General features: G+C 61.5%; 23 protein-coding genes. 12 read left to right on the top strand and 11 right to left on the bottom strand.

What is annotated here, in order from left to right:
- Window positions 1–257: 257 nt before the first annotated feature.
- The 4 genes from MOP44_RS08685 to MOP44_RS08670 all read left to right on the top strand — a co-directional run bounded on the left by MOP44_RS08685 (window position 258) and on the right by MOP44_RS08670 (window position 4,336).
- Window positions 258–707 (top strand): DUF2059 domain-containing protein, encoded by a 450-nt coding sequence (locus tag MOP44_RS08685; protein ID WP_260795643.1) that lies wholly within the window; start codon window positions 258–260, stop codon window positions 705–707.
- A 371-nt stretch (window positions 708–1,078) separates the two neighbouring features.
- Window positions 1,079–1,330 (top strand): hypothetical protein, encoded by a 252-nt coding sequence (locus MOP44_RS08680; RefSeq protein WP_260795642.1) that lies wholly within the window; start codon window positions 1,079–1,081, stop codon window positions 1,328–1,330.
- Between the two features lie 7 nt (window positions 1,331–1,337).
- Complete coding sequence (locus MOP44_RS08675; protein WP_260795641.1) at window positions 1,338–2,717, top strand: class I SAM-dependent methyltransferase; 1,380 nt, start codon at window positions 1,338–1,340, stop codon at window positions 2,715–2,717.
- Entirely contained in the window at window positions 2,714–4,336 is a 1,623-nt protein-coding gene (locus tag MOP44_RS08670) for a sulfatase-like hydrolase/transferase (RefSeq protein ID WP_260795640.1), read from the top strand. The genes MOP44_RS08675 and MOP44_RS08670 overlap by 4 nt, the downstream gene beginning before the upstream one ends.
- Window positions 4,337–4,374: 38 nt before the next feature.
- On the opposite strand, the gene MOP44_RS08665 is transcribed toward MOP44_RS08670, so the two are convergent.
- Window positions 4,375–5,202: a sugar phosphate isomerase/epimerase family protein gene (locus MOP44_RS08665; RefSeq protein ID WP_260795639.1), complete on the bottom strand. Its 828-nt coding sequence runs from the start codon at window positions 5,200–5,202 to the stop codon at window positions 4,375–4,377.
- 236 nt (window positions 5,203–5,438) lie between these two features.
- Between MOP44_RS08665 and MOP44_RS08660 the strand changes: the two genes are divergently transcribed.
- Both MOP44_RS08660 and MOP44_RS08655 read left to right on the top strand, forming a co-directional pair.
- Window positions 5,439–8,354, top strand: coding sequence for a DUF3857 domain-containing transglutaminase family protein (locus MOP44_RS08660; protein WP_260795638.1), 2,916 nt, complete (start codon window positions 5,439–5,441; stop codon window positions 8,352–8,354).
- 216 nt (window positions 8,355–8,570) lie between these two features.
- Window positions 8,571–8,765: a Flp family type IVb pilin gene (locus MOP44_RS08655; protein ID WP_260795637.1), complete on the top strand. Its 195-nt coding sequence runs from the start codon at window positions 8,571–8,573 to the stop codon at window positions 8,763–8,765.
- Window positions 8,766–8,798: 33 nt separating this feature from the next.
- Here the strand turns inward: MOP44_RS08655 and lpdA are convergent, their stop codons facing one another.
- The 3 genes from lpdA to MOP44_RS08640 form a co-directional block, all read right to left on the bottom strand.
- Window positions 8,799–10,229: a dihydrolipoyl dehydrogenase gene (gene lpdA / locus MOP44_RS08650; protein ID WP_260795636.1), complete on the bottom strand. Its 1,431-nt coding sequence runs from the start codon at window positions 10,227–10,229 to the stop codon at window positions 8,799–8,801.
- A gap of 96 nt (window positions 10,230–10,325) precedes the next feature.
- The gene (gene miaA / locus MOP44_RS08645) at window positions 10,326–11,477 is read right to left on the bottom strand and encodes a tRNA (adenosine(37)-N6)-dimethylallyltransferase MiaA (RefSeq protein ID WP_260795634.1); all 1,152 of its coding nucleotides are present in this window, start codon (window positions 11,475–11,477) and stop codon (window positions 10,326–10,328) included.
- Window positions 11,478–11,479: 2 nt separating this feature from the next.
- Window positions 11,480–11,668, bottom strand: coding sequence for a hypothetical protein (locus MOP44_RS08640; protein ID WP_260795633.1), 189 nt, complete (start codon window positions 11,666–11,668; stop codon window positions 11,480–11,482).
- 153 nt (window positions 11,669–11,821) lie between these two features.
- Between MOP44_RS08640 and purD the strand changes: the two genes are divergently transcribed.
- Window positions 11,822–13,099, top strand: a complete 1,278-nt coding sequence (gene purD / locus MOP44_RS08635; protein ID WP_260795632.1) for a phosphoribosylamine--glycine ligase — start codon at window positions 11,822–11,824, stop codon at window positions 13,097–13,099.
- 37 nt (window positions 13,100–13,136) lie between these two features.
- Here the strand turns inward: purD and MOP44_RS08630 are convergent, their stop codons facing one another.
- A complete protein-coding gene (locus MOP44_RS08630; RefSeq protein WP_260795631.1) occupies window positions 13,137–13,448 on the bottom strand; it encodes a zinc-ribbon domain containing protein in 312 nt (103 codons plus the stop codon).
- Between MOP44_RS08630 and MOP44_RS08625 the strand changes: the two genes are divergently transcribed.
- On the top strand, window positions 13,365–13,640 hold the full coding sequence (locus MOP44_RS08625) for a hypothetical protein (protein WP_260796730.1): 276 nt from the start codon (window positions 13,365–13,367) through the stop codon (window positions 13,638–13,640). The genes MOP44_RS08630 and MOP44_RS08625 overlap by 84 nt on opposite strands.
- Before the next feature lie 139 nt (window positions 13,641–13,779).
- Here the strand turns inward: MOP44_RS08625 and rpsU are convergent, their stop codons facing one another.
- Window positions 13,780–13,977 carry a 30S ribosomal protein S21 gene (gene rpsU / locus MOP44_RS08620; protein ID WP_105487551.1) on the bottom strand — a complete coding sequence of 66 codons (198 nt, stop codon included), beginning with the start codon at window positions 13,975–13,977 and terminating at the stop codon, window positions 13,780–13,782.
- 304 nt (window positions 13,978–14,281) lie between these two features.
- On the opposite strand from rpsU, the gene MOP44_RS08615 reads away from it, so the two are divergent.
- Complete coding sequence (locus MOP44_RS08615; protein ID WP_260795630.1) at window positions 14,282–14,839, top strand: gamma carbonic anhydrase family protein; 558 nt, start codon at window positions 14,282–14,284, stop codon at window positions 14,837–14,839.
- 18 nt (window positions 14,840–14,857) lie between these two features.
- Here the strand turns inward: MOP44_RS08615 and MOP44_RS08610 are convergent, their stop codons facing one another.
- A complete protein-coding gene (locus MOP44_RS08610) occupies window positions 14,858–16,330 on the bottom strand; it encodes a hypothetical protein (RefSeq protein WP_260795629.1) in 1,473 nt (490 codons plus the stop codon).
- A 153-nt stretch (window positions 16,331–16,483) separates the two neighbouring features.
- Entirely contained in the window at window positions 16,484–16,621 is a 138-nt protein-coding gene (locus MOP44_RS08605; RefSeq protein ID WP_260795628.1) for a hypothetical protein, read from the bottom strand.
- Window positions 16,622–16,832: 211 nt separating this feature from the next.
- On the opposite strand from MOP44_RS08605, the gene MOP44_RS08600 reads away from it, so the two are divergent.
- Together MOP44_RS08600 and MOP44_RS08595 are read left to right on the top strand one after the other, a co-directional pair.
- Window positions 16,833–17,447, top strand: a complete 615-nt coding sequence (locus MOP44_RS08600; protein WP_260795627.1) for a TetR/AcrR family transcriptional regulator — start codon at window positions 16,833–16,835, stop codon at window positions 17,445–17,447.
- 105 nt (window positions 17,448–17,552) lie between these two features.
- Window positions 17,553–18,326 (top strand): phosphatase PAP2 family protein, encoded by a 774-nt coding sequence (locus tag MOP44_RS08595; protein WP_260795626.1) that lies wholly within the window; start codon window positions 17,553–17,555, stop codon window positions 18,324–18,326.
- Window positions 18,327–18,527: 201 nt separating this feature from the next.
- On the opposite strand, the gene hpnI is transcribed toward MOP44_RS08595, so the two are convergent.
- A complete protein-coding gene (gene hpnI / locus MOP44_RS08590; protein WP_260795624.1) occupies window positions 18,528–19,715 on the bottom strand; it encodes a bacteriohopanetetrol glucosamine biosynthesis glycosyltransferase HpnI in 1,188 nt (395 codons plus the stop codon).
- Between the two features lie 131 nt (window positions 19,716–19,846).
- Here hpnI and MOP44_RS08585 point away from each other — a divergent pair, with 131 nt between their 5' ends.
- The gene (locus MOP44_RS08585; RefSeq protein WP_260795623.1) at window positions 19,847–21,058 is read left to right on the top strand and encodes an MSCRAMM family protein; all 1,212 of its coding nucleotides are present in this window, start codon (window positions 19,847–19,849) and stop codon (window positions 21,056–21,058) included.
- A 61-nt stretch (window positions 21,059–21,119) separates the two neighbouring features.
- Here the strand turns inward: MOP44_RS08585 and msrA are convergent, their stop codons facing one another.
- Both msrA and MOP44_RS08575 read right to left on the bottom strand, forming a co-directional pair.
- Window positions 21,120–21,593, bottom strand: a complete 474-nt coding sequence (msrA, locus tag MOP44_RS08580) for a peptide-methionine (S)-S-oxide reductase MsrA (protein ID WP_260795621.1) — start codon at window positions 21,591–21,593, stop codon at window positions 21,120–21,122.
- A 79-nt stretch (window positions 21,594–21,672) separates the two neighbouring features.
- The gene (locus MOP44_RS08575) at window positions 21,673–22,542 is read right to left on the bottom strand and encodes an SDR family oxidoreductase (protein ID WP_260795620.1); all 870 of its coding nucleotides are present in this window, start codon (window positions 22,540–22,542) and stop codon (window positions 21,673–21,675) included.
- Window positions 22,543–22,668 lie beyond the last annotated feature (126 nt).

Here is a 22,668-nt window from a genome sequence, read left to right as displayed (position 1 = left end):
GCAAGACGCCCTTCTTCCACCTCATGGGGAACTCCATACTCGTTTGGTACGCATCCCCGATTTACAAGGTTCCAGGCAAGGACGCGATCGTTTCGGTGGCCATAAATAACGAGGACGGGCTTCTCTTCAGTCATAGCCTCGTCACTACGTCAATCTCGAAGAGAGGCAAATCGCCAGATCGCTCACTAACCGGCGGGCGAGGTCACCGCTCAAAGGAAGTTGCTAAGCTAATGTCGATCATCCGCCGGGAGAGACCCATGAAGCCGTTGTTTCGCTCGCTCATGTTCCTTGCTGTCCTGCTTGCCGCGATGCCCGTGCTGGCGCAAAAGCCCATGCCTGCGGAAGCCCGCGCCGCCAAAACCATCGCTATCCTCAACGACACAAAATCGGGAGAAGTTTCCGCAGGCGCGCAGGAGCAGTTGCAGCGCTGGGGCCACTTCACCGTGGTGGACGACGCGGACAGCGCCGATATCGTTCTGCGCTTCGACAAGAAGACAGACCGCGAAAGAAGTAACAAACAGTCGACCGACGACAAAGGCACGACGACCTATTCAGGCAGCGTGACTTTTTCGTCGCAGGTCCATATGCGCGCCTACCTCAAGGGGTCGGATACGCCGTTCTACTCTACTGAAACCGGCGACTCCAAAAAGAAGGCCGGCATCACCTGCGTGACCAGCTTCGAGCGAGCCTGGCTCGAAGGGCGCTAGCCGAGTGGGGGCGGGGGTGCCGCTCCCGAATCCCTCGCTCTCACGAGCAAGAGCGGAGCGGGGAGATGCGTCCTATCAAATTCCAAATCGACGGAGCTAACAAATCCCGTACGACTCAGCCCCCGGATCGGGAGCCTATTCGGCAACGCACCCGCTATTGGTCAAAGACAAACCCCCGCCGACGCACGGTTTAGCCCGCGGAAGCAGTACACAAGCTCTGCGGGATTTCTCAATCATGAAGTTCCATTTGATCTGAAGTGGGAGGCATGTACCGCTTTAGTATCAGCCGAAATCAATGTTCAAGCGGCTTGTCGATGGTATTCTTCTTTCGTTTCCCCATAGATCATCTTCCTTCTTTCGTAAGGAGAGATATGAAGCTGTCTTCTCTTTTCAAACGAGTTGCCTATTGTGGCGCCGTCGCGACTTGGATTTTTGCGATCCTTTGTGTGATCGAGAGGCCTGCGTACGCATACGTAGATCCCGGGTCGGGGCTGTTTTTCCTTCAGGTCATCGGGTCGACTTTCGTCGGCTTCGGCTATCTGGCGCGGAAGCGCATCGCGCAGTTATTCGGGGTGTTCGGCAAAGGCAAGAATGCGACGCAGTCAGACGTTGACGCCGGCTGATCCCCTCGTGTCCTCCAGACCCACAGGCACATTCCGCGACCCTCAGGGCACCTTGTATCAGGATGGGGACCGCATTTTTCGCGAGATTTACCCGCGGTATTCTGCACAGGTACTCGCCTGGCTCGGTTCGGAGCCCGCGAGCCGCTGGATGCGGGAGGGACGGATGGTGCCGACCGAGATCGTGGCCTCGGAGCCCGTCACGCTTCTCGAGCATGAGCGGATCGAGTTTCCTTCTTATCCGTGGGAGTGGGCGGCGGGGCAGTGGATCGCCGCCGGCCTGCTGACTCTTGATCTGTGTGAAGAGGCGCTGGGGAGCGGCTACATCCTGAAAGACGCCACGCCGTTCAATGTTCTCTTCTCCAGCGCAAAACCCGTCTTCATCGACGTGCTCTCTTTCGAGAAGCGCGACCCGAATAACCCGCTGTGGATCGCCCAGGCTCAGTTCGTCCGTACATTCCTGCTGCCACTGGCCGCTTACCGCTATCTTGGGTGGCCGCTGTCAGCGTCACAGCAGCGCCGCGACGGGTATGAACCCGCTGACCTGGCACACCGGCTGGGATTCGCGCAGAAGTGGAGCAGTCCTCTCCGCTCGCTGGTGGCGCTCCCGCTTCTGTTTGAGAGAAGTTTTTCTGAGAAGGCGGCGAAGTCTCACAATTCCATTCGCAAAGTATCTGAGGATCTCGCCGAGCTGATCCTGCGGCGCACGATCCGGAAGATGCGCAAGAACCTGCGCGCTCTCACGCCGCCAGTTCACGCCTCGCGGTGGAGCGGGTACACCGAGACTGCCAGCCATTACGACTCGGGCGACCACGCCGCAAAACAGAATTTCGTTCGCACGAGCATTAAGAGCACAGGCGCTTTGCATGTCCTGGATGTCGGCGCAAACACCGGTGTCTACTCGCGCATTGCTGCGGAGTGCGGAGCCGCCGTCGTAGCCTGGGATCCGGACGTGAGCGCGACCGAGCTTCATTACCAGGCCGCGAGCCGCGATGAGTTACCCGTGCTGCCTCTGGTGGCTGACTTTGCGCGGCCTAGTCCGGCGATCGGCTGGCGGAACGCTGAATATGCGAGCCTGCTCGCCCGCGCAAAGGGCCGCTTTGATTGCGTGCTCATGCTCGGCGTGCTTCATCATTTGCTGGTGGCGGAGCAGATTCCGCTCGCGGAGATCATCGAGCAGCTCGCGGAGATCACCACGCGCTGGGCTGTGCTTGAGTGGGTCCCTCAGGAAGACTCGCAGTTTAGCGGCCTGGTGCGGGGGCGCGAGGAACTCTACGCGCATCTCACGGAGAGCTATTTCACCCAGGTTCTCGGTGAAAGGTTCGCAACGCGTTCTCGCGAGCGATTGCCTAACGGACGAACCCTGTTGCTGGTGGAGAAGGTCTCATGAAGGGCCGCTGGGTTCTGGAAGCGAGCGGAATCTCGCTCCTTATCTCGCTTCCGTATCTGGCGGAAATACTCTTTCCCGGCCATCTTGCGATCTACCATCACCATCGCGCTCTTGCGCATGTTCTCGACGGCCTGTTGCTGGCAATGGTGGAGATCCTTCTGATCGCTCTGGGCCTGATCGCATTTTTCCACCACTTCATTTCTTTTCGGCCCCGGGCAGTGGCCGCCGCCGCCTTCGCAACTCTGCTCGTTTTCCGGTGTATCAACAGCATTATTTCCATCGGCGAGCAGTGGCGTGCAGGCCTGAATCGCGATCTCACTGAAGCCGCGCCTGCCCCACTCGCTTTGGCCACCGCTTCCCATCTCTGGGGCATATGGCCCTTGCGGATAGGCCTCCTAGTTGCAGTCACAGCCCTTGCATGTTGGAAGCCGTCCGTCACGCAGCCCTTTGTTCGCGTGACGCGTTTCGGTCTCGCCGGTTTTGCATTCTGCCTATTGTGGATCGTCCCACAGATCCTTTACTTCGGCCATGGCCTAAAGCCAACGTCGCGGGTCAGGGCGTCAGTGAATCCGGCGCGCTCCAAGCAGATCATCTGGATACTTTTCGACGAATTGTCCTACAAATTCGCGTTCGAGCAACCTCCGCCGGGCGTCGATCTTGCGAATTTCAGAAAGCTACGTTCGGAGAGTGTTTCCCTGGCGAATGTCCAGTCTGCCGGCTTCTACACCGACCGCATTATCCCCTCGATTATTTCGGGGAAGAAGATCGACGAGATTCGCAGCGAGGCGGGCCGTGGCCTTCTCTACCTGAACCCGGAACATCACTGGGTTCGATACGACGAGAATCAGACGCTGTTTGGATTGGCTCATGCTGCCGGCTGGAATTCCGCAGTGGTTGGCTGGTTCAATCCCTATTGCCGCCTTTTCCCTTCTGTTCTCGATTCGTGTCTCTGGGAGCCAGGCTTTTTGAGTCTCAAGCTGGAATCGATAGGGGCTTCGGAAGAGAAATCCTCCTTCGCCAACGCTCAGATCCTTGCGGGGGCGTTTCTGGCGGGGCGCCTTCCATCGGGAGAACACGAGGCGGCGACGCGCATCGCCGCTTTTGAGAAGCTCATGACGGGGGCAACGAGCCAGATCCGAGACCCGGAGTCTGATTTTGTATTTATTCACTTGTCGGTGCCGCATCCGACCGGGTTCTACAGCCGCAAGACCCATGAGTTTTGCGTCTGCGGGAATTACATCGATAACCTGCAGCTGGCGGACGACTCTCTGGGTCGCCTCGAAGAGGAAATCAAGCACTCGGCCCGGGCGGACCAGACCACGCTGATCGTTTCCTCCGACCACTCATGGCGCGTTCCTATATGGAGCCAGTGGAAGTCCTGGACCGCGGAAGAACAGCGAGTCTCAGGAGGCGTTTTCGATGCCCGTCCGGCGTTTCTCGTTCACTTCCCCGGCCAGACATCGGCGATTGATATCGCGGAACCCGAGCCCGAGCTGGTTGAGCACGACATAATCGCGTCGATGCTTCAGAACAAGCTGGAGTCGCCAGCGGAACTTGTGGCCTTCCTGCGTAGCACGGGTGTGCAGGCAGGTTCTGAGGCAGGGGTGCCGAAGCCGTAAAGCGGTCGAGGCCTCAGCGGGTGATTGGAGGAGCCGCTCTAGATGAGTTCGAGGCGGTTGTAGGCGGCGCGGATGCGATCGGGAATGGCCGCGGGCTGGTCGCCGAGGGTGTAGCCGATCTCGAGCACGGCGGCGGGCGGCGCTGCGAGCGTGTTCAGCCGTTCCGTGGTTGCCTTCCAGTTGATGGTGCCGTCTCCGGGCCAGAGGTGTTCGTCTTTAAGGCCGTGGTTGTCATGCACGTGAAGGGAGACGATGCGCTTGCTGAGGGTGGTGATGGCCTCGGGAATGCCGACGGTCATGTTGGCGTGGCCGAGGTCGAGGCAGACGCCGATGTTATCGAGGTGACCGAGTTCGAGGATGAGCATCAGATGCTCGGGGGTGGTGACATCGTTGGTGAGGTTCTCGACGAGGACGCGCACGCCGAGCGCGCTGGCGAAAGCGCCGAGGTGCTCGAGGGCGGTCATCGCGTAGTCGATGGTGCGCTGCGACCAGGAGTCTTCGCGCTCGCCCAGGTGCACGATGAGGTTCTTGAAAGGGATCTGCTCGGCGGCCTCGAGGGCGCGCTTGATCTCGTCCATGGAGTCGATGCGGCGGGACTTCTCGGGGTGGATCACGTTGACGGAGGGGGCGCCGGCGCGGCCCATTTCGCGGTCAGGAAACATGGGGGCGTGCATGGAGAAGGCCTGCAATTCGTTGGAGCGGAACCACTCGCAGAGCTCACGCACATCTTCGCGCTGGGTGTAGTCGAAGTGCTGCCGCGCGGCGAAGATCTCCACCGCCTGCGCGCCGGAGCGTGCGGCCAGCTCGAGCAGACCCGGATGCAGGCGCTGATTGAGAAACAGATGGGTGGAGAGTACTCGAAGCATGAAAGTGGAACCCCCGGCCAGGCGCATGAGGAATCGGCGCCAGCCCTATCGTTATTTTCTCATTGATGCAACGGGTGTTCGTAAGGTGAAGCGGCATGGCCGGGCATGGGGTTCCCGGTCGGATAACAGGGGTTGGCGCGAAGGCGGCCGAGCGGCAAGCAGTTTTGTCTTCACCTTGCTTTCGACGGTTTGTTTATGGATGATGTGTGCATCTCTTCCACGATTGGATTTCCGCCATGGGCACTGTGGCTTTCCGGTATTCCGCGGGCATTTTGCCGGCGTGCGCGCGGGTTTCAGCGGTTTTGACCCTGGGGTTGGCAACGGGCGCTTTCGCGCAGACCGCGCCGGGCTTGCCTGCGGGACCGGCTGCTGCGCCTGCGGCTCAGGCTGTCGGGCCGGCGAAGGCGTCGGATCCGTCGAAGGAAGCGGCGGTGGTTGAGAAGCTGATCACGCACATTCGCGAGGAGGCAGACGGCACCGGGACGCGCGAGACCTTGGCACGGGTGCACGTGGTTACGGATGCCGGCGTGAAGCAGCTGGCGGTGCTTGCGTTCACCTATACGGCGATGAACCAGCAGATGGATATCAGCTATGTGCGGGTGATCAAGCACGATGGCACGGTGGTGACTACGCCCGACTACAACATCCAGGACCTGCCTGCGGACGTGACTCGCGAAGCGCCGATGTACTCCGACATTCACCAGAAACACGTGGCGGTGAAAGGCCTGGGGGCGGGCGACATGCTGGAATACAAGACTACGCTGCGCACGCTGAAGCCAGAGGTTCCGGGGCAGTTCTGGCTGGAGTATTCGTTTGAGAAGGATGGGGTGATTCTGGACGAGGAGCTCGACCTGGATGTTCCCGCCGACAAGAGCGTGAGGGTGGCCAGCGCCGACGTGCAGCCGACGGTGACGAGCGCGAATGGGCGGAAGCTCTACCACTGGAGGAGCGAGAATCTGTCGCGGCCGGACCCGGACGCGCCGCCCAAGTCGGTGAAGAACTGGAAGCCTTCGGTGCAGGTAACCACATTTACGGACTGGGCGCAGGTGGGGGCGTGGTACCAGTCGCTGCAGAAGGATCAACTGGTGGTGACTCCGGCGATCAAGGCGAAGGCCGATGCGCTGACCAAGAATCTGACCGCGGATGACGACAAGATCCGCGCGATCTTCAACGCCGTGGCATTGCACACGCACTATATCGGGCTGGAGTTTGGAATTGGTCGCTACCAGCCGCACGCTGCCGACGATGTTCTCTCGAATGAATACGGCGACTGCAAGGACAAGCACACTCTGCTGGCAACTCTGCTGAAGGCGGAGGGCATTGAGGCCTGGCCGGTGCTGATCAACAGCGGCCACGAGCTCGATCCGGCGATGCCTTCGCCTGCGCAGTTCGATCATGTGATCACGGTTGTGCCGCGCGACGGCAAGCTGGTGTGGATGGACTCGACTGCGGAGGTTGCGCCGGTGGGGGTGCTGATAGGCACGCTGCGCGACAAGCAGGCGCTCGCAGTGCCCAACAGCAAGCCAGCTTACCTGGAGCGTACGCCTGCAGACCTGCCGTTCACGCAATCGGCGCGGTTCGAGGCTACGGGCAAGCTGGATGAAAACGGTGAATTCACCGGGCGGATGTCGCAGACCTATCACGGCGATGCAGAGCTCGTGATGCGCTCGTTGTTTCGTGCCGTGCCGGAAGCGGAGTGGAAAGAATTTTTGCAGCGAGTTTCATCCCGCACCGGCTTCGGCGGGGAGATCAGCTCCCCCGAGGTGTCGGCGGTGGAGAAGACGGACGAACCGCTGCGTTTTGCCTACGACTACAAGCGGGAGAAGTACAGCGAGTGGGAGGACCGTCGAATCGGGCCGCCGCTGCCGCCGATCGGATGGGAGCTGGTGCCGGGCATCAAGCAGACCAAGCCAGCGGATGACATCGACCTGGGCTCGCCGGGCGAACAGGTCTACAAGTCGACGGTGCAGATGCCGGCCGGGTGGCACATGTTTCCGCCTGCGGGAATCGATCTGACCGAGGACTGGGCCGAGTACCACTCCAAATACAACTTCGCCAACGGCTCTTATACGGCGGAGCGCCGGCTGGTGGTGAAGAAAGAGAAGATTCCTCTGGCCGACTGGGACAAATATCTGCGCTTCCGCGAGGCCATTTACGGTGACACGGCACGCATGTCGGCAATTGGCGCGCCCGGAGTGGAGCCGCCTCTCCCGACCACCCGCTTCACCGGCAGGGTGAGCATGCCCTCCACCGAGGAGATGCAGAAGCTGATGGAGGAACTGGAGCCGCTGCGGGACGCCTTTGCGCTGCTGGGAGCGGACCCACCGAGCGCGGGCGACCTGGCCACCGCAACTGAGAAATGCCGGAGCACGGTTGCGGATTTCGAGACGCAATCGCACGACAACGAGCCGTCGGATATGCGGACGCTTGCGTGGGCGCAGATGCTAGGAGCCGCATGGACATGCCAGGGCTGGGCCGAACTCGAGAACCACAATCACGAAGTGGCGGAGAGCTACCTGCGCGCGGCCTGGAAGCTCAGTCAGAATCCGGTGGCCGGATACCAGCTTGGCCGCCTGCTGGAGGCCAAGGGCGAGAAGGCCGCTGCCGCGCATACGTGGGAGCTGGCCTACATCAGCAGTCCTGGGGGAATGATGGCGAGCATTGCACCGGGCTCAGACACCACTGACAAGATCGCGGCCAGCTACAAGAAGCTCACCGGCAAGGACTTGACTGCCACGCCGCTGAATCGCGGGCAATACAACGGAAGCCTGCGGGCCGAGCTCGACAGGGACACGGAAATTCGTGCGTTCGTGCGCGAAACCAAGCTGAACGGGCAGGGCTACTACGCGGTCACTTATTTAGCGGACGGGACGATCCGAGCGAGCCTTATCAGCGGGGACCCAGGGATGGCCACGCTGGCGCCGATGCTGCAGGGACGACGTTTCCCGGTGCCGATGCCGGCGGGGTCGAAGGCACGGCTGGTCCGCGAGGTGCACCTGATCTGCTCGCCCTGGGGTGGGTGTGACGCGTACATGCTGCTGCCGACGTCGGTCACTCTGCCGATGACGATGAAGGTGAAGGCGATCCAGGTGCCGCCACCTGCGAATGCTCCCAACGGCGCGAGGACGCTCCGCGTTCCCTCGCAGAATTGAAGGGGGGTGTTAGAACAGCCCCCATCCCGGTTTGGGAGGGTGGGTAATGGGCTTAATCGGGGATGCCAATAGCCCTAAAGTACCGTAGACTCTGCTTCGATAACGGGCAAGAATACGCCTTTACCCCTGTTTCAGGCTGCGGTGTCTTTCCTGGCGGAGTTGTCGCAAACACAGCGGAATGGGGGGGTTCAACTGCTCGAACGGAGATATTTGCCGATGGTTTCCTCACTCCGACTGTTGCTTGCGCACCTGAAAGACCGGTTTCTGGACCAAAGCGGCCAGGACCTGGTCGAATACGCGTTGATCGTCGCTCTGCTTTCGACCGCCGTCGTTGCTGCGGAGCGGAATGTCGCCGTCAGCATTTCCGGCGCGTACCTGAATCTGGCGAACACGTTCAGCACTGATCTGTAGGGCTAGTGGCCGGAGCCCGCCAGGTCTCCAGCGCTACGCGTTGATGGCCATCCCCTCCACGGCCGCGTAGGCATCGAGCATCGCCTCGCTGAGCGTGGGGTGTGCGTGGATGGTGAACATCAGCTCATCCACCGTCCCTTCCAGCTCCATTACAGCGATAGCTTCCGCAATGAGTTCCGTGGCCTGCGGGCCGATGATGTGCACGCCCAGCAGTTCGCCATACTTCGCATCCGCGACGATCTTGACGAATCCATCGTGGCTGTCGACGATGGTGGCTTTGGAGTTGCCGGCAAACGGGAACTTGCCGATCTTGACCTCGTAGCCCTTTTCCTTCGCCTGTGCTTCCGTAAGGCCTGCTGAACCGATCTGCGGATCAGTGTAGGTGCATCCCGGGATGCGGTCGCGGCGGACGGGGCGGAATTTGCGGCCGGCGATTTTGGCCATTGCCACAATCCCGCTCATGGCGCCCACGTGGGCGAGCTGCGGGAGGCCGGCGACGATGTCGCCGATGGCGTAGATGCCGGGCTCGGCGGTCTGCTGAGTCTCGTCGACTTTGACGAAGCCGCGGTCGAGCTCGATTTTGGTCTTCTCAATACCGACATTGGCGGTGCGCGGGGCGCGGCCTACGGCGACGAGGACCTTTTCGGCTTCCTTGTCGCGGGTCTGGCCGTTGGCGGTTGTCCAGGTAACCTTCACGCCGGCGTCGGTCTTCTCAATCGACTGCACGGTGCTGGCGGTGTTGACGTCGATGTTGCGCTTCTTGAACTGGCGGGTGAGCTCTTTGGAGATGTCCTCGTCTTCGACAGGAACGAGGCGCGGCAGGAATTCGACGATGGTGACCTCGGTGCCGAAGCTGCGGAAGATGGAGCTGAACTCGACGCCTACGGCGCCCGCACCAATGACGATGAGCGACTTGGGCGGCTGTGCGACGGAGAGCATTTCGATGTTGGTGAGGATGCGGTCGTCGGGCTTGAGGCCGAACAGCATACGCGCTTCGGAGCCGGTCGCGAGCAGGATGTTCTTTGCTTTGAGCTGCTGTTTTGCGCCATCGGACGCTTCGAGATCGACGGTGTGGACGCCATCAACGGCGGGGCCGGTGAGCCGGCCGTATCCGCGCACCACCGTGACCTTGTTCTTCTTCATCAGGAAGTCGAGGCCCTTGGTGTGCTTGGTGACGATGCTGCTCTTGCGCGTCTGCACCGCGGCCCAGTCAAGCTGCGGGGTGCCGATGCCGGTGATGCCGTACTCGGCGGCCTCTTTGAGGTAGTCCCAGATTTCGGCGTTGAAGAGCAGGGCCTTGGTGGGAATGCAGCCCACGTGCAGGCAGGTTCCGCCCAGACTCGGGTCCGCTTCGATGAGCGCGACCTTCAGCCCGTATTGCCCACCGCGGATGGCTGCCGTGTATCCTGCCGGACCGCTGCCGATGATTGCCACGTCGTAAATGATGCCGGTATCTTCAGCCAAGACTTGCTCCGTTCCGCGCGCGCTGGTTGAGGCAGCATGCGCCTTTGCCACGGTTCAGTTTAAAAGATGGGCCTGGCCAGGCTGCCGATGCAGGGATCACGGTGTTGGGCCGCACTGCGATGCTTCTACTATCTGCTTGACGGTAGCAAGCGTGGCTGGATCGTCGCCGAAGGCTTCGATCCAGTGCACGTCGGGCTCACGGCGGAACCAAGTGAGCTGGCGCTTTGCGTAGTTTCGATGGCCCTGCTGGGCTGCGGCGACGGCGGCGGGGAGATCAGCTTCGCCGTCGATGACGCTGAGCGCTTGCCGGTAGCCGAGAGAGTCGAGGGCCTTGACGCGGCCATAGCAGGCGAGGAGACGGCGGGCTTCTTCCACCAAGCCAGCGGCGAACATCTCGGCGCAGCGCCGGTTGAGGTGTTCATAGAGGGCCTGCCGTGGGGGATTGAGGCCGATGCGGAGGAGGCGGTAGCCGGTGAGGGGATCGCGGGCTTCGTCTTGAGACGCGAACACTGCCGACATGGGCCGGCGGCCTGCCAGGCAGACTTCGACGGCGCGAATCAGCTTGGGTGTGTCGTTGGCGTGAATGCGATCTGCGGTGGAAGGGTCGAGGCGCGTGAGGATGCGATGGAGCCAGGAACTGCCGTGTTTTGTCGCGCTGGCGCGCAGGCGTTTGCGGAGATCCTCGTCGCGCTGCGGGCCAGCGAAGAGGCCTTCGGTGAGCGCGCGAAGATAGAGGCCGGTGCCACCGGTGACGATGGGGAGATGGGCGCGCGCGGTGATGTCAGCGAGGGCGGCGCGGGCGGCGCGGCTGTAGGCGCCGGCGGTCATCGGCTCATCGGGATCGGCGACGTCGATGAGGTGATGCGGCGCGCGGGAGCGTTCTTCGGGCGAGGGCTTGGCGGACCCAAGGTCCATGCCGCGATAGACGGCGACGGAATCGCAACTGACGATTTCGCCGGCGAAGCGATCGGCCAGTTCGAGAGACAGGGCGGTTTTGCCGCTGCCGGTGGGGCCGAGAAGGATGAGGACGAGAGGCGAGGGGCGGGCATGGACGGGCTTCGGAATTTTTGAGAGTCCTGAATGGGCTGCAGGATGATCGTGAGCTGTCGAGGTTGAGGAACTTCCCTCAGGGGCTAAAGCCCCATTCATTTTAAGCAGCGCATCGGCACGACTAAAGTCGTGCCCTTTCACACGGCCGGTGTTCTTCGGAGCGATTTCACCGCTCGCGCTATGGTCCTGATTGCGCATGCTTAGAACCGCCACCATCCGGCGGGCAGGATCCAGCCGGGCTTGGTGCGAATGAGCCAGTACGTGAAGATTGCGGCCGCGATGATCAGGAGTCCGAACATCTGATTGCGGCGGAAGACGCGCGTCTGCTCGGCGCGCCGCTCCCGCTCGGCGACCTGCTGATCATGCGGCTTGATGCGGGTCTGAACCATGGCTCAATCCGGAAGCTCCGGATCAGTATAAGTTCGCGAGCTACGATTCCCCGTTCGCTGCTTGCCGTTTGACTTCCCCCTCCCCTGACGCGCGACCATTACTTTTCGGGCCTCGGTTGATTTGAGGATGAGTTTGAGAGAAGGTAAGCACCCATGAAAGTCCTGATCCTTGGTTCCGGCGGTCGCGAGCACGCTCTGGCGTGGGCGGTGTCGCGCAGTCAGCGTGTTACAGAAGTGGTTTGCGCTCCCGGCAACGGCGGCATGGCGCAGATCGCGCGCTGCATTCCCGCCGATTTGAACAGCGTGGAGTCGATGGTCGCGGTGGTTGAAGCGGAGCAGCCGGGCCTCACCGTTGTGGGTCCGGAGCTGCCGCTCTCGCTCGGAATTGTCGATACACTTCAGGCGCGCGGGTTCCGGGTGTTCGGGCCGAGCCGCGAGGCCGCCATGCTGGAGACCAGCAAGGGATTCGCCAAGCGATTTCTGCAGCGGCACCAGATTCCGACGGCGCATTATGCCGTGTGCACCAGCCCGGCTGAGTTGGAGAAGGCTATCGAGATGTTCCACCCGCCGGTAGTGGTGAAGGCCGATGGACTGGCCGCGGGGAAGGGCGTGCTTATCTGCGAGACGCGCGCGGCGGCGCTGGAAGCGGCCAACAATCTCTTTTCCGGCGCCCTGCTGGGCACGCACGAGCAGCAGGTTGTAATCGAGGAGTTCCTGCAGGGAGATGAGGTCAGTTTCCTGTGTCTGAGCGACGGCCAGCACGTTGCGCCGCTGGTTCCGGCGCAGGATCACAAGCGCATTGGCGAGGGCGATACGGGGCCGAATACCGGAGGGATGGGGGTCTTCTCCACCGACAAACTGCTTGAGCCGGCGATGCAGGAGTGGATTCTGCACCACATCGCGCAGCCGACCATTCAGGGAATGGCCGCCGAGGACACGCCGTTTGTCGGCGTTCTTTACGTGGGGCTGATGATGACAGCGAAGGGGCCGCAGGTGCTGGAGTTCAATGCGCGCTTTGGCGATCCGGAGACGCAGGCGATCCTGATGCGGTTGGAAAGCGACCTGGTGGAGGCGCTGGAGGCCTGCGTTGAGGGCCGGCTCTCGGATACGGAGCTACGCTGGTCGGCGGGCGCCTCGGCGTGCGTTATCGCCAGTTCCGGAGGATACCCTGGGGCGTACAAAACCGGCTTCACGATCACAGGCCTGGAGGCGGCTGCGCGTATTCCGGGCGTGCAGGTGTTCCACTCGGGCACGGCCGTGAAGGACGGGCAGGTGGTCACCAGCGGCGGACGCGTACTGGGCGTGACAGCTGTCGGCGAGGGACTGGAGCAGGCGCTGGCGAGTGCGTACCAGGCTCTAGGCGAGATCCGGTTCGAGGGAATGTACTATCGGCGTGACATTGCACACCGCGCCCTTCGACGTTCCCGCTGAGGAGCGCCTTTCAACTACTCAATTGATTCTGCGTGCCTTAGTGCTGCGCAGAGGGAGCTGCGTGCGGCAACTGCCCTGTCTGTGCCTTTTGAAAACAGGAACGGCACAGAACTGGCCTGCCCTGCGTGGGGCGGAAGGGGACAGTTGTCTCCTCGCCACAGGCCGAGCAGTGGGTACGCGTCTCAGTACGAACGCGCGGACCCCCATTTGCACGCTTAGCCTTGCATTGCTTGCAGCGCTTAGGGTCGTTTTTAAACTGTTTATCGTGGAAGAAAAGCTGCTCACCGGCAGTGAAGACGAACTCTTCACCGCAGTCTACGCACTTGAGGATACGATCCTGAAATTCCATGGCCGGCTTCCCCGAGAGGGAAAGATAGAAATCGGCCTGAGACTCTGCACGCCGGCTCCCCGTTTCCCTGTTCTCGTTCGTCTTTCCATAACCAGGGCCCGGGCCGCAAAAGCATATGGCGGCGAATTTGGGTGTCTCCGCCCGGGAGACCGTTCCAAGTTAATTACGCCGACCCATGCCGGCGAGGAGTAGATCTTTTAAGTTGACCCTTTCGCGCTTGAGATTCTATCCGCGGTTGCGCGAGGGGATGATGATATGCCGATTTTGTAGAACGTGGGTGGAATATTCCGGGCGAAAACCAGCAGTTGCCATTTTTCGCCCGGAACCTTAATTAATCCTGCTCTTTACGAGCCTTCTTACGATTCCGCTTGCGCGCCAAGGCAGCCTTGACGCGGCGCTTTTCGCCGGGCTTGAGGTAGTAGGAGTGACGCTTAACTTCCTTGATGATGTCCTCCTGCTGGACCTTGCGCTTAAACCGGCGCAGCGCATTTTCGAGCGGCTCGCCTTCCTGTACGCGAACCTCTGCCAAAGTTTCCCACCTCCAAACCTGCCAAAGGGCTCTACCTAGGATACTGGAAATACGGCGATTAGTCATTCCTGCGGCATCCGAGACCGGCAGGTCGGAGGGTCCCCTGCTCCGTACCGGATTTTCAGCCGCCAACCTGGAACCGCCAAACCGATGGTGGCAAAGATGTTGTGCTTGGAGCATAGTCGAAGTCGCTACCGATTGGATACTGGGGAAAGTCCTAGGCGATCGCACGTAAAAGAGTCATAACGGACGAGATTCATGCGCGTCACGCTTTGCTCTACACTCTGAAGTTGGAGGTCCCGCCATGATTCGCAGCTATCGGGGCATTTCGCCCCGCATTGCGGCCGGCTGCTACATCGATCTGTCGGCCCAGGTGCTGGGTGACGTCACGTTGGGCGAAAACTCTTCGGTATGGATGAATGCGGTGCTGCGCGGGGACGTGAACTCGATCCGTATTGGCGCGAACTCGAACGTACAAGATTGCTCTGTTCTTCACGGCCAGCGCTACTTGTATCCAGTCACCGTCGGCGACTGGGTAACCGTTGGCCATAACGCGACGGTCCACGGGTGCGTCGTTGAAGATGCTTGCCTGATCGGAATGGGCGTGACGATCCTGAACAACTGTCGGATTGGGGAAGGCTCGATCATCGCGGCAGGCGCCGTTTTGCCTGAGCACACGGTTGTGCCGCCGCGTACGCTGTGGGCGGGGGTGCCGGGCAAAATGCGCCGCGACCTGGGCGAGGAGGATCGCAAGCTGATCCTGATGTACGCGCAGAACTACCTCGATTACACAGCCATCTATCTGGCCGAAGAAGCCGGCAAGCCGCTGGAGGCTGCGCCGGATCTGGGCGTGAGTTCGTAATAAGTCTGGTTGGCCATCCTATCGGCAGCTCTCGTTGCGCGCTCCGTTGATCGTTACGAACGTCGCGCTGGCGGGTGGTAGAGCGATGGGACCGGCGGGGAGCTTCTCGCCGTGAAGGTTCGGCAGTGATCCGTCGGGCTGAACAGCGAGCTCTGTTCCATTGAGCATGGTCTTCGTGCTCGTGAGGTCCGGAGCGGTCAGGGTCAGGCGCTCTCCGGCCTGGTCCAGCGTGAGGTTCTGCTCGTGCTCGCGATCGGTATTCAAAATCAGAAGCGTCACGCCGCTCTTATGAGGAGTGCAGTGGGCGTACACGCGAAGATTCTCGTTGTCCTTGATTGCGGGATCGAGGACGACATCGCCCATCAGTCGCTTCCAGAGGAAGGCAGCCCAGTAGTCGGGGCGCGGAGCCAGGGTACTCTCGTCGAGCAGGCCATAGTCGCTGGCTGCGAGCGTGTTGTGCATGACGACTTGCACGCCCTTCTGCGCCAACGTTCCCAGTTGATTTAGGAAGCGGAACGTATCGGCGAACTCGCCGGCAAACTGATCGCCGCCGCATGCGGCTTCGGCGGTTTCGGTGAGCCACATTGGCTTGCCAGGCGTGTACTTGTCGCGGAGACCGGCGTAAAACGCGTAAGCCTGTTCGGTGCGGTCGAGCCATTCAGGAGTAAGCGCCTGCGCGACCGTCACATTGCCGGTGCAGCGCTTTGAGACTCCGCCGTAGAAGTGATACGAGAATGCGTCGTAGATAGGGCCGCTGGCCTTCAGCAGATCTTCAGAGGCGAGCAGCTTCATTTTGATGGCGCTGCCCGGCATCATGGAGACGCCTTCGCCTACGCCGCCGGGACCGAGAAAGACCGTCTTTGGCGACTGGCTGCGAAGGAACCCCGCAAAGACTTTCGCGTCGCGCGCATAGGCAGCGGCGTCGTAGTTGGCGGGCGCGCCGCCGGGGCCGGGGAAGGTGGGCTCATTCATGAATTCGGTGGCGGCGATGCTGCCTCCGATGGCCTTCGTGTAGTCGAGAAAGGTCTTTGCCTGCGCGGGTGTCCATACGCCATCTGCATCGCGGGTGCCGGCGCTCATGGGAAATGATGTGACGATTTTGTCGTCGACGGCCTGCGCGAAATCGACTACACCCTTCCATTCGGCGCGCGTGAGCACTCCCTTGAAACCCTTGGGCGCTTCCTTCAGAGGCGGATTGTCGTCGTTCTGGAAATACGTGCTGTTCTGCCAGGTGCCGCTCACGCGCACATACGCGGGGCTGAGGCCCATGGCCAGCTTGCGAAGACGTGGATTGGCGAGATCGATGGGGGGTCGGTACTGGTAGAGATCGGCGCTCATGCCGGGCGGCTGGTTCGCCTGGCCTGTCGCAGTGGGGCTCGATGAGCTCTCAGCGGCAGACTTGTAGGGCTTCCAGAAGCGGCCGCCGGTGACCTCGACCATCTCGACGTTGTAGGAGAGGAAGCGCGGATCGACGGTGGCAATCTTCCGCATCTTTGCAGGATCGAGGGGGACTGACGGTTTCTGTTGAGCCAGGCTAGAGCTTACGAAGAAACAGGCGAGGGCCGCGGGGAGGGTCGCGCGAGCGCTGCGAGATCTGAACGTCATTAATCGCTCCTGTGGGGAATTGGCGTGCTGCTTTACGAATCAATGCATACCGTGGGAAGCCACCGGGTCTTCGCGGGAAGGCCGCTTCATCGAAAACGGCAGCGGAACCAGCAGCGCAACGATAACACCGAGGACGAAGAATGCGCGGATGTAGGGCCAGCACGTTGGCCTTAGCATCCACGATCTGCTGGAACTCGGCCATCGCACCATGGGCCGGCATCAGTGACGCTCTATCCGGTCCAGGGATGCGCGCTGTTTTCTTCCTTTTTTGGGGTGGAGATGACTTCGAGTTTTTTTGTTGGGGATTGTGGCATCCTGAAGACATACCGACCAGTCAGTTAGTTGTCAAGTGCAAGTTTGGCGCTGGATGGTTTAATGGGGACAAGTCATGATGCAAGCGCTGAGCAAACAACAGCTTCGGACTCAGGAGACGCAGAAGCGGCTTCTGGACGCGGCGGACGAGATTTTTGTGCGCGATGGCTACGAGGCCGCTCAGCTTGACGAGATCGCGGCGCGCGCCGGCCGCAGCAAGGGCGCGGTCTATACGCACTTCAAGAGCAAGGAAGATCTTTTTCTGGCTCTATTCGAGCATCGGACGCGCTTCTATGTGGACCGGCTGATGACCAGCCTCCACAGTTGCACTACGCAGAAGGAGCGTCTCGGAGCGTTTCGCCAGTTCTATGTGGACCTCGATCACGACAAGACATGGCCAATTCTTACGCTCGAGTTCAAGCTGTACGCGCTGCGGCATCCAGAATCGAAGGAGCGGCTGCGCCGGGCGTTCGAGATGTCAAAGCCGCCCCAGGAAGAGTGGAACTACGAGCAGATGTTCGGCAAGCTCAGCCGCGAGGAGAGAGCCGACAATGAACTGGCGCTGACCGCGCTGGGGCCGATCATGTCAGGACTGATTCTGGAGAGCCACTTTGAGCCGCAAATGCTTTCGCAGAAAGGCATCCGGCGGCTGCTCGGGCGGCTCTTCGATGCGCTGTTTACGACGCGGTAAATGGCGTCCGCTGATTTGCTGGACCATGGCAGCAGCGGTTGCTATGGCCCCATGAAGTTTCGTTCATCCTTGTCCGTCGCCATCCGGGTAACGGACAATGACTTCATGACTCGCAAGATATCTATATTTGTTGTTCTGGTGTTCTCTGCCCTGACCGCCGGATGGTCCCAAGCGACGGCGACGCTGCCGAACGCTCCCACGGCAGTGACTGACGATGAGGCTGGGACGCTGCGCAATCTGCCGATGAACTTCCTGCGCGACCAGGGCGCCATCTGGACGAGCCCGATTCACCTGAACGAGAAGCGCGCGCTGGGGGCGGTCGTCCTGGTGGGAGCGACTACCCTGCTGATCACGACCGACCACCAGGTGATGTCGGAGCATCTGCACGACGCCTCGATGAACCATACCGCCGATCAGGCGTCCACCGGGTTGACCGGTATGTTTCTCGCAGCGCCGATAGCCTACTACGGAATCGGGGCTTTGAAGGCTGACGAGCACGCCAAGGAGACAGGCGTGCTGAGCGCCGAGGCGATGCTCGACAGCGTCGCCGTGAACGAAGTGATCAAGATCATCTCGCGGCGCGAACGCCCCACGATCAATGATGCCAAGGGCGAATTCTTCCAGCCCAACGTGAACTTCGACTCCTCGTTTGCGTCGAACCACTCCACCATTGCCTGGTCAGCGGCCACGGTGATTGCGTCGGAGTACAACGGGTGGGCCACACAGTTGGCGGCTTACTCCCTGGCCACCGGCGTGAGCCTGACGCGGGTAGCCAGCCGCAACCACTTCCCGTCGGATGTGGTGGTGGGTTCGGCCGTGGGATGGATGATCGGCCGGTATGTGCACCACAAGCACCACCGGGCCTCAGTGTATCGGTGAGCTGGCGGTTGCGGCGGAACGAGAAAGGGCGCGTTTCCGGACACCGGAAATCCGCCCTTCAAATTGATGACAAAGTCGGGTTTGTGGTGAGTCGGCCTCTTCAGCCCCGAGGGATGGTCTTCAGGCCTCTTCCAGACGACGTTGAAGACGCTTCAGGTAGCGCAGCGGGCGGCTTATCTTGCTCTTCTTCTGGAGCGCTCGTCAAGACCGATCCGCAGCGCTCAGCTTGCCGTCCTTCACTTCAAACCGCTCGCCACGCCACACAATCGTATTGCCTGCAAAGCCCGCCACCCACGTGCCCATCGCGATCACGTCGCGCAGCGGCAGCAGCCACAGGTTCGGCAAAACATAGTGGTCACCCAGCACATTCGCCGCCACCGCCATGGCAAGCGCCAGCCGCAGAAAGAAGCTCATCGCCAGCAGCCAAACGCTCAGCAGGCTCGCCCCACTGGCCACCACATTCAGCAGTGCCCATCCCAGCCCCAGCGTGAACACCAGCCCCACGTAGCCGCCCGGCCGCGCGTCCCGCACCGTGCGATACCACCGCATCTGGTGATCGAAAAACCCGCGCCGGTTGTAGTCCGGAACACTCGTCTCCACCACTTCGCGGCTCAAGGCAATCGCGTAGCCGGCCTTGTAAATCCGCGCTCCCAGCTCGTAGTCATCGGCGAGGTGATCCACCAGCGTCTCAATGCCGCCAATCGCCGCCAGCGCCTCGCGGCTCACCGCCAGCGTCGAACCCAGCCCATAGCGCAGCCCGCCTTCGATCCACCTTGCCAGCAGCACGCTCGGCTGGAAGTCCGTAGCAATCCCCAGCGCCTCCAGCTTTGACCACAGCGACCCATGCGGCCGCCCGCGATACAAAGCGGTCACCAGCCCCACCGGCTTCTGTCCCTTGTCGCTTGTCCCTTGTCCCTGGAACTTCCCCATCACGCGCGACAAATACCGAGCCGACACCGTAATGTCCGAGTCATTGATGAGCAGATACTCAAACCGCGCATGTGGAATCAGCTGCGCCAGCGTGCTGACCTTGCCGTTGGTGCCCAGCCGCTCCGGGCAGACAACCAGCCGGATCGCCCGCTCCGGAAACTCCTTCTGCAGCTCCGCGACCGCCGCAGCCGCCGGATCCTCCGCCGACGAAACCCCGAATAACAGCTCGTACTCGCCCGCATAATCCTGCCGGCAGTGGCTGCGGAACGCGTCCAGCATCGCCGGATCCAGCCCCTTCAACGACTTCAGAATCGTCACTCCCGGCGCGAAGCCCTCCGCCGCCCGTCTCTTCCCCAAAAAAACGAACGCAGCCAGCAAGGCTGCGAAGAAATAGCCCATCCCCGCCACGGTCAGCACCGTGGTTACCAGCTCCACGGCCTGTGCCAAAGCGTGCGGCATACCAGGTTCCAGTTTACAGTTTCACAGTTCAAAGTTCTGGGTTATCTGGCCTTACTGAGAACTGAGAACTGCGAACTGCCCTGTATCGGCCATCACGGAAATCCATTTCAGCCGGAAGCACCCTGTCATCCATGAAATCCGCGCCTATCCTGCTCGTCCTCTGCATTCTGGTCCCCGCCTCGTTTTGCCAGCAGAAACGGGCAGCGCGCCCCGCCACCACTACGGTCTCAGGCCACGTCTACTGCGCGGACACCAACTCCCCGGCGCGCAAGGCCAGCGTCATTCTGCAACCCGCCGACCAGATCGACGCCATCCGCCCCGGCGAAGACCAGCACATTTCCTCCCGCGGCGAGATGGCCCAGACCCTGCTCGATGGCAGCTTCACTATCGCCCATGTCGAACCCGGCACCTACTACGTCATCGCCACGCAGCAGGGCTACGTCTCCCCGCTGACCTCCGTCTATGTCCCGCCCGCCGGCCAACCCACGTCGGACCCGGCGAAGCCAAAGAAGCCCGTCATGACGGCTCCGCGTATCGTCGTCCAGTCCAATCTCCCGGTCTCGGTCAATGTCAGCATTGAGCGCGGCGCTGCCGTCAGCGGCGCTATCCTCTACGACGATGGCAGCCCCGCCGTCGGCGTTCACGTTTCCATTCTCGTCCACGCAAAAGATAGCTGGACGGCACTCCCCAGCAGCCCCGTCGCCAGCCAGTCCTACGCCTCAGGAACAGACGACCAGGGCCGCTACCGCATCAGTGGATTGCCCGCCGGCGAATATCTGCTCGAGGCCTCGCTCAGCCTCCAAGGCATGCACTACAAGGTCGACGAGCATAACGGCACCAGCGTCGGCACCTGGCCCATCTACTCGCTGTCCTTCTACGGCAATGGCAGCTCGCGCCGCAAAGACGGCACCCCCATAAAGGTCGGCCCGGGCGAAGAAGTCGGCGGGCAGGACATTCAGATTCCGCTCACCAGGCTGCACACCATTCGCGGCAGCCTCGTCGCCGCTCACGATGGCCACATCCTCAACGGAGGCAAGCTCTCTATCCTCTACGCAGACGACCGCTCCGAGGCCGGACACACCACCGTCTCCAAGGACGACAACACCTTTACTTTCGCTTTTGTCCCGGAGGGCGATTACATCCTCCGCGCTGACGGCGTCGACAACAACTACGTCGAGGTTGCGGAAGGGCCCGACGCGTGGCCGCCCACCCACACCGAACCCAAGCTCCTGCGCAGCTACGGCACCGCCGAGCAGCCTATCCACGTAGCAGGCGAACTCACCGGCGTCACCGTCTCCGCCCCTGACCCCCCGGCGCCGACCGCGCGACCAGCCCTTCGATAGCGCGGCATCGGCCGCTCAGCCACTGACGACTAGAAACTATGAACTGCGAACTGTGAACGCCTTAAATATGGCAGCTAGCCAACCCGCGCTTTTCCAGATACCGCTGGTGATACTCCTCGGCTCTCCAGAACGTCTCCGCCGGCACCACCTGCGTCACAATCCGCTTCGGCTTGTACTCGTCGGCAAGCTGCTCAATCTTCGCCTTGGCCTGCTGTTCCTGCTCCGGCGAGTGGAAGAACACCGCCGACCGGTACTGCGTTCCCCAGTCAGGCCCCTGCCGATTCATCGTGGTTGGATCGTGCAGCTCGAAGAAAGCATCCAGAAGCTGCTCAAAGCTGATCTTCTCGTTGTCGAAGTCCAGTTCCACAACCTCCGCGTGCCCCGTCTGATCGGTGCACACATCCTTGTAGCTGGGATTGTCGAGCTTGCCGCCCTCATAGCCCACGGCGGTCGCCGTCACTCCCGGCATGGCCGCGAACTTCGCCTCCACACCCCAGAAACACCCCGCCCCAAACGTCGCCTTCTCAATACTCATGCTGTTAAGGATGCGCACACATGGCCAAGAGTAGCAAGCCCTTCGTCCCTCCTGTCCCTTGTCCCTCTTGTCCCCGCTTCTACGCTGCTTTCAGCGCGCTTGAAGCCAGCTCGCGAAAATACTGCCGCAAGCCCCGCGGCTCGCGCCCCAGCGCCGACCGCAAAGCGATTCCATTCCCACCGTGGAAGCCGTACTGATCGTAATTGGCATAGAGCCGTTGCATCCCGCGCCGCTGTGGTCCCTCCGGCAGGCCTGCTCCATCCGCCCACTCGTCAAAGTCGATCCGCGCAGCCTCGATCCGCCGTCCCAGCGCCTCGCTGATCATGCCCGCCACCTGGATCCGGCTATACATTCCCGGCGCGCTCAGCTCGAATGCGCCATTGTCCAGTCGCTCCGTAACGAATGCCAGCGCTGCCGCCTCCGCCACATCGCGATAGTCGACATAGGCGACCTTCGCGCGCTGCGAGTAGGGCAGGGCATAGAGGCCCGTCTCGACTATGCGCGGCCACTCAATCTCGATATTTTGCATAAAGCTCGCCGGCTGCAGGATCGTGAATGTCATGCCCGACTCGTACAGGGCCTCCTCCACCGGGCGCTTGGCCGCATGGTTTGTCAGCTTGGAGAGTGACGGATGAATCACACCGGAGTAGACGAACTTACGTACGCCGGCAGCCTTTGCAGCGTTCACCATGGTCACGCCCATGGCCGACTCGCGGGGATGAAACGCTGGGCCGATGTGAAACACTCCGTCGGCGCCCACCGCAGCGGAGATCAGCCCGCGCGCGTCTTCCAGATCGCCGAGAACGGTCTCATCGACGCCGCGATCTCGCGCCGCCCGCTCCGCCTCCCGGCTCCGCACTAGCGCGCGAATCCAAACGCCGCGTTTGATCAGTTCCGGCACAAGCAGGCCTGCAAAACGGCCCGTCGCGCCAATCATCAGCACCCGCACTCAACAGCCCCCGAATATAGCACTTCTTGGCTGGTACGAGGCATGCTACAGATGGGTGGATGCCTGACGTTCAAAAAACTGTCCCAAAATTTGAAAACGCTTTCACGCGCGTAATCACAGGGGTTC

This window comes from Occallatibacter riparius, from assembly GCF_025264625.1.
Classification (GTDB): domain Bacteria; phylum Acidobacteriota; class Terriglobia; order Terriglobales; family Acidobacteriaceae; genus Telmatobacter; species Telmatobacter riparius.
Note: the sequence above shows the minus strand (reverse complement) of the source record. Positions and strands in the feature narration are given on the sequence as shown.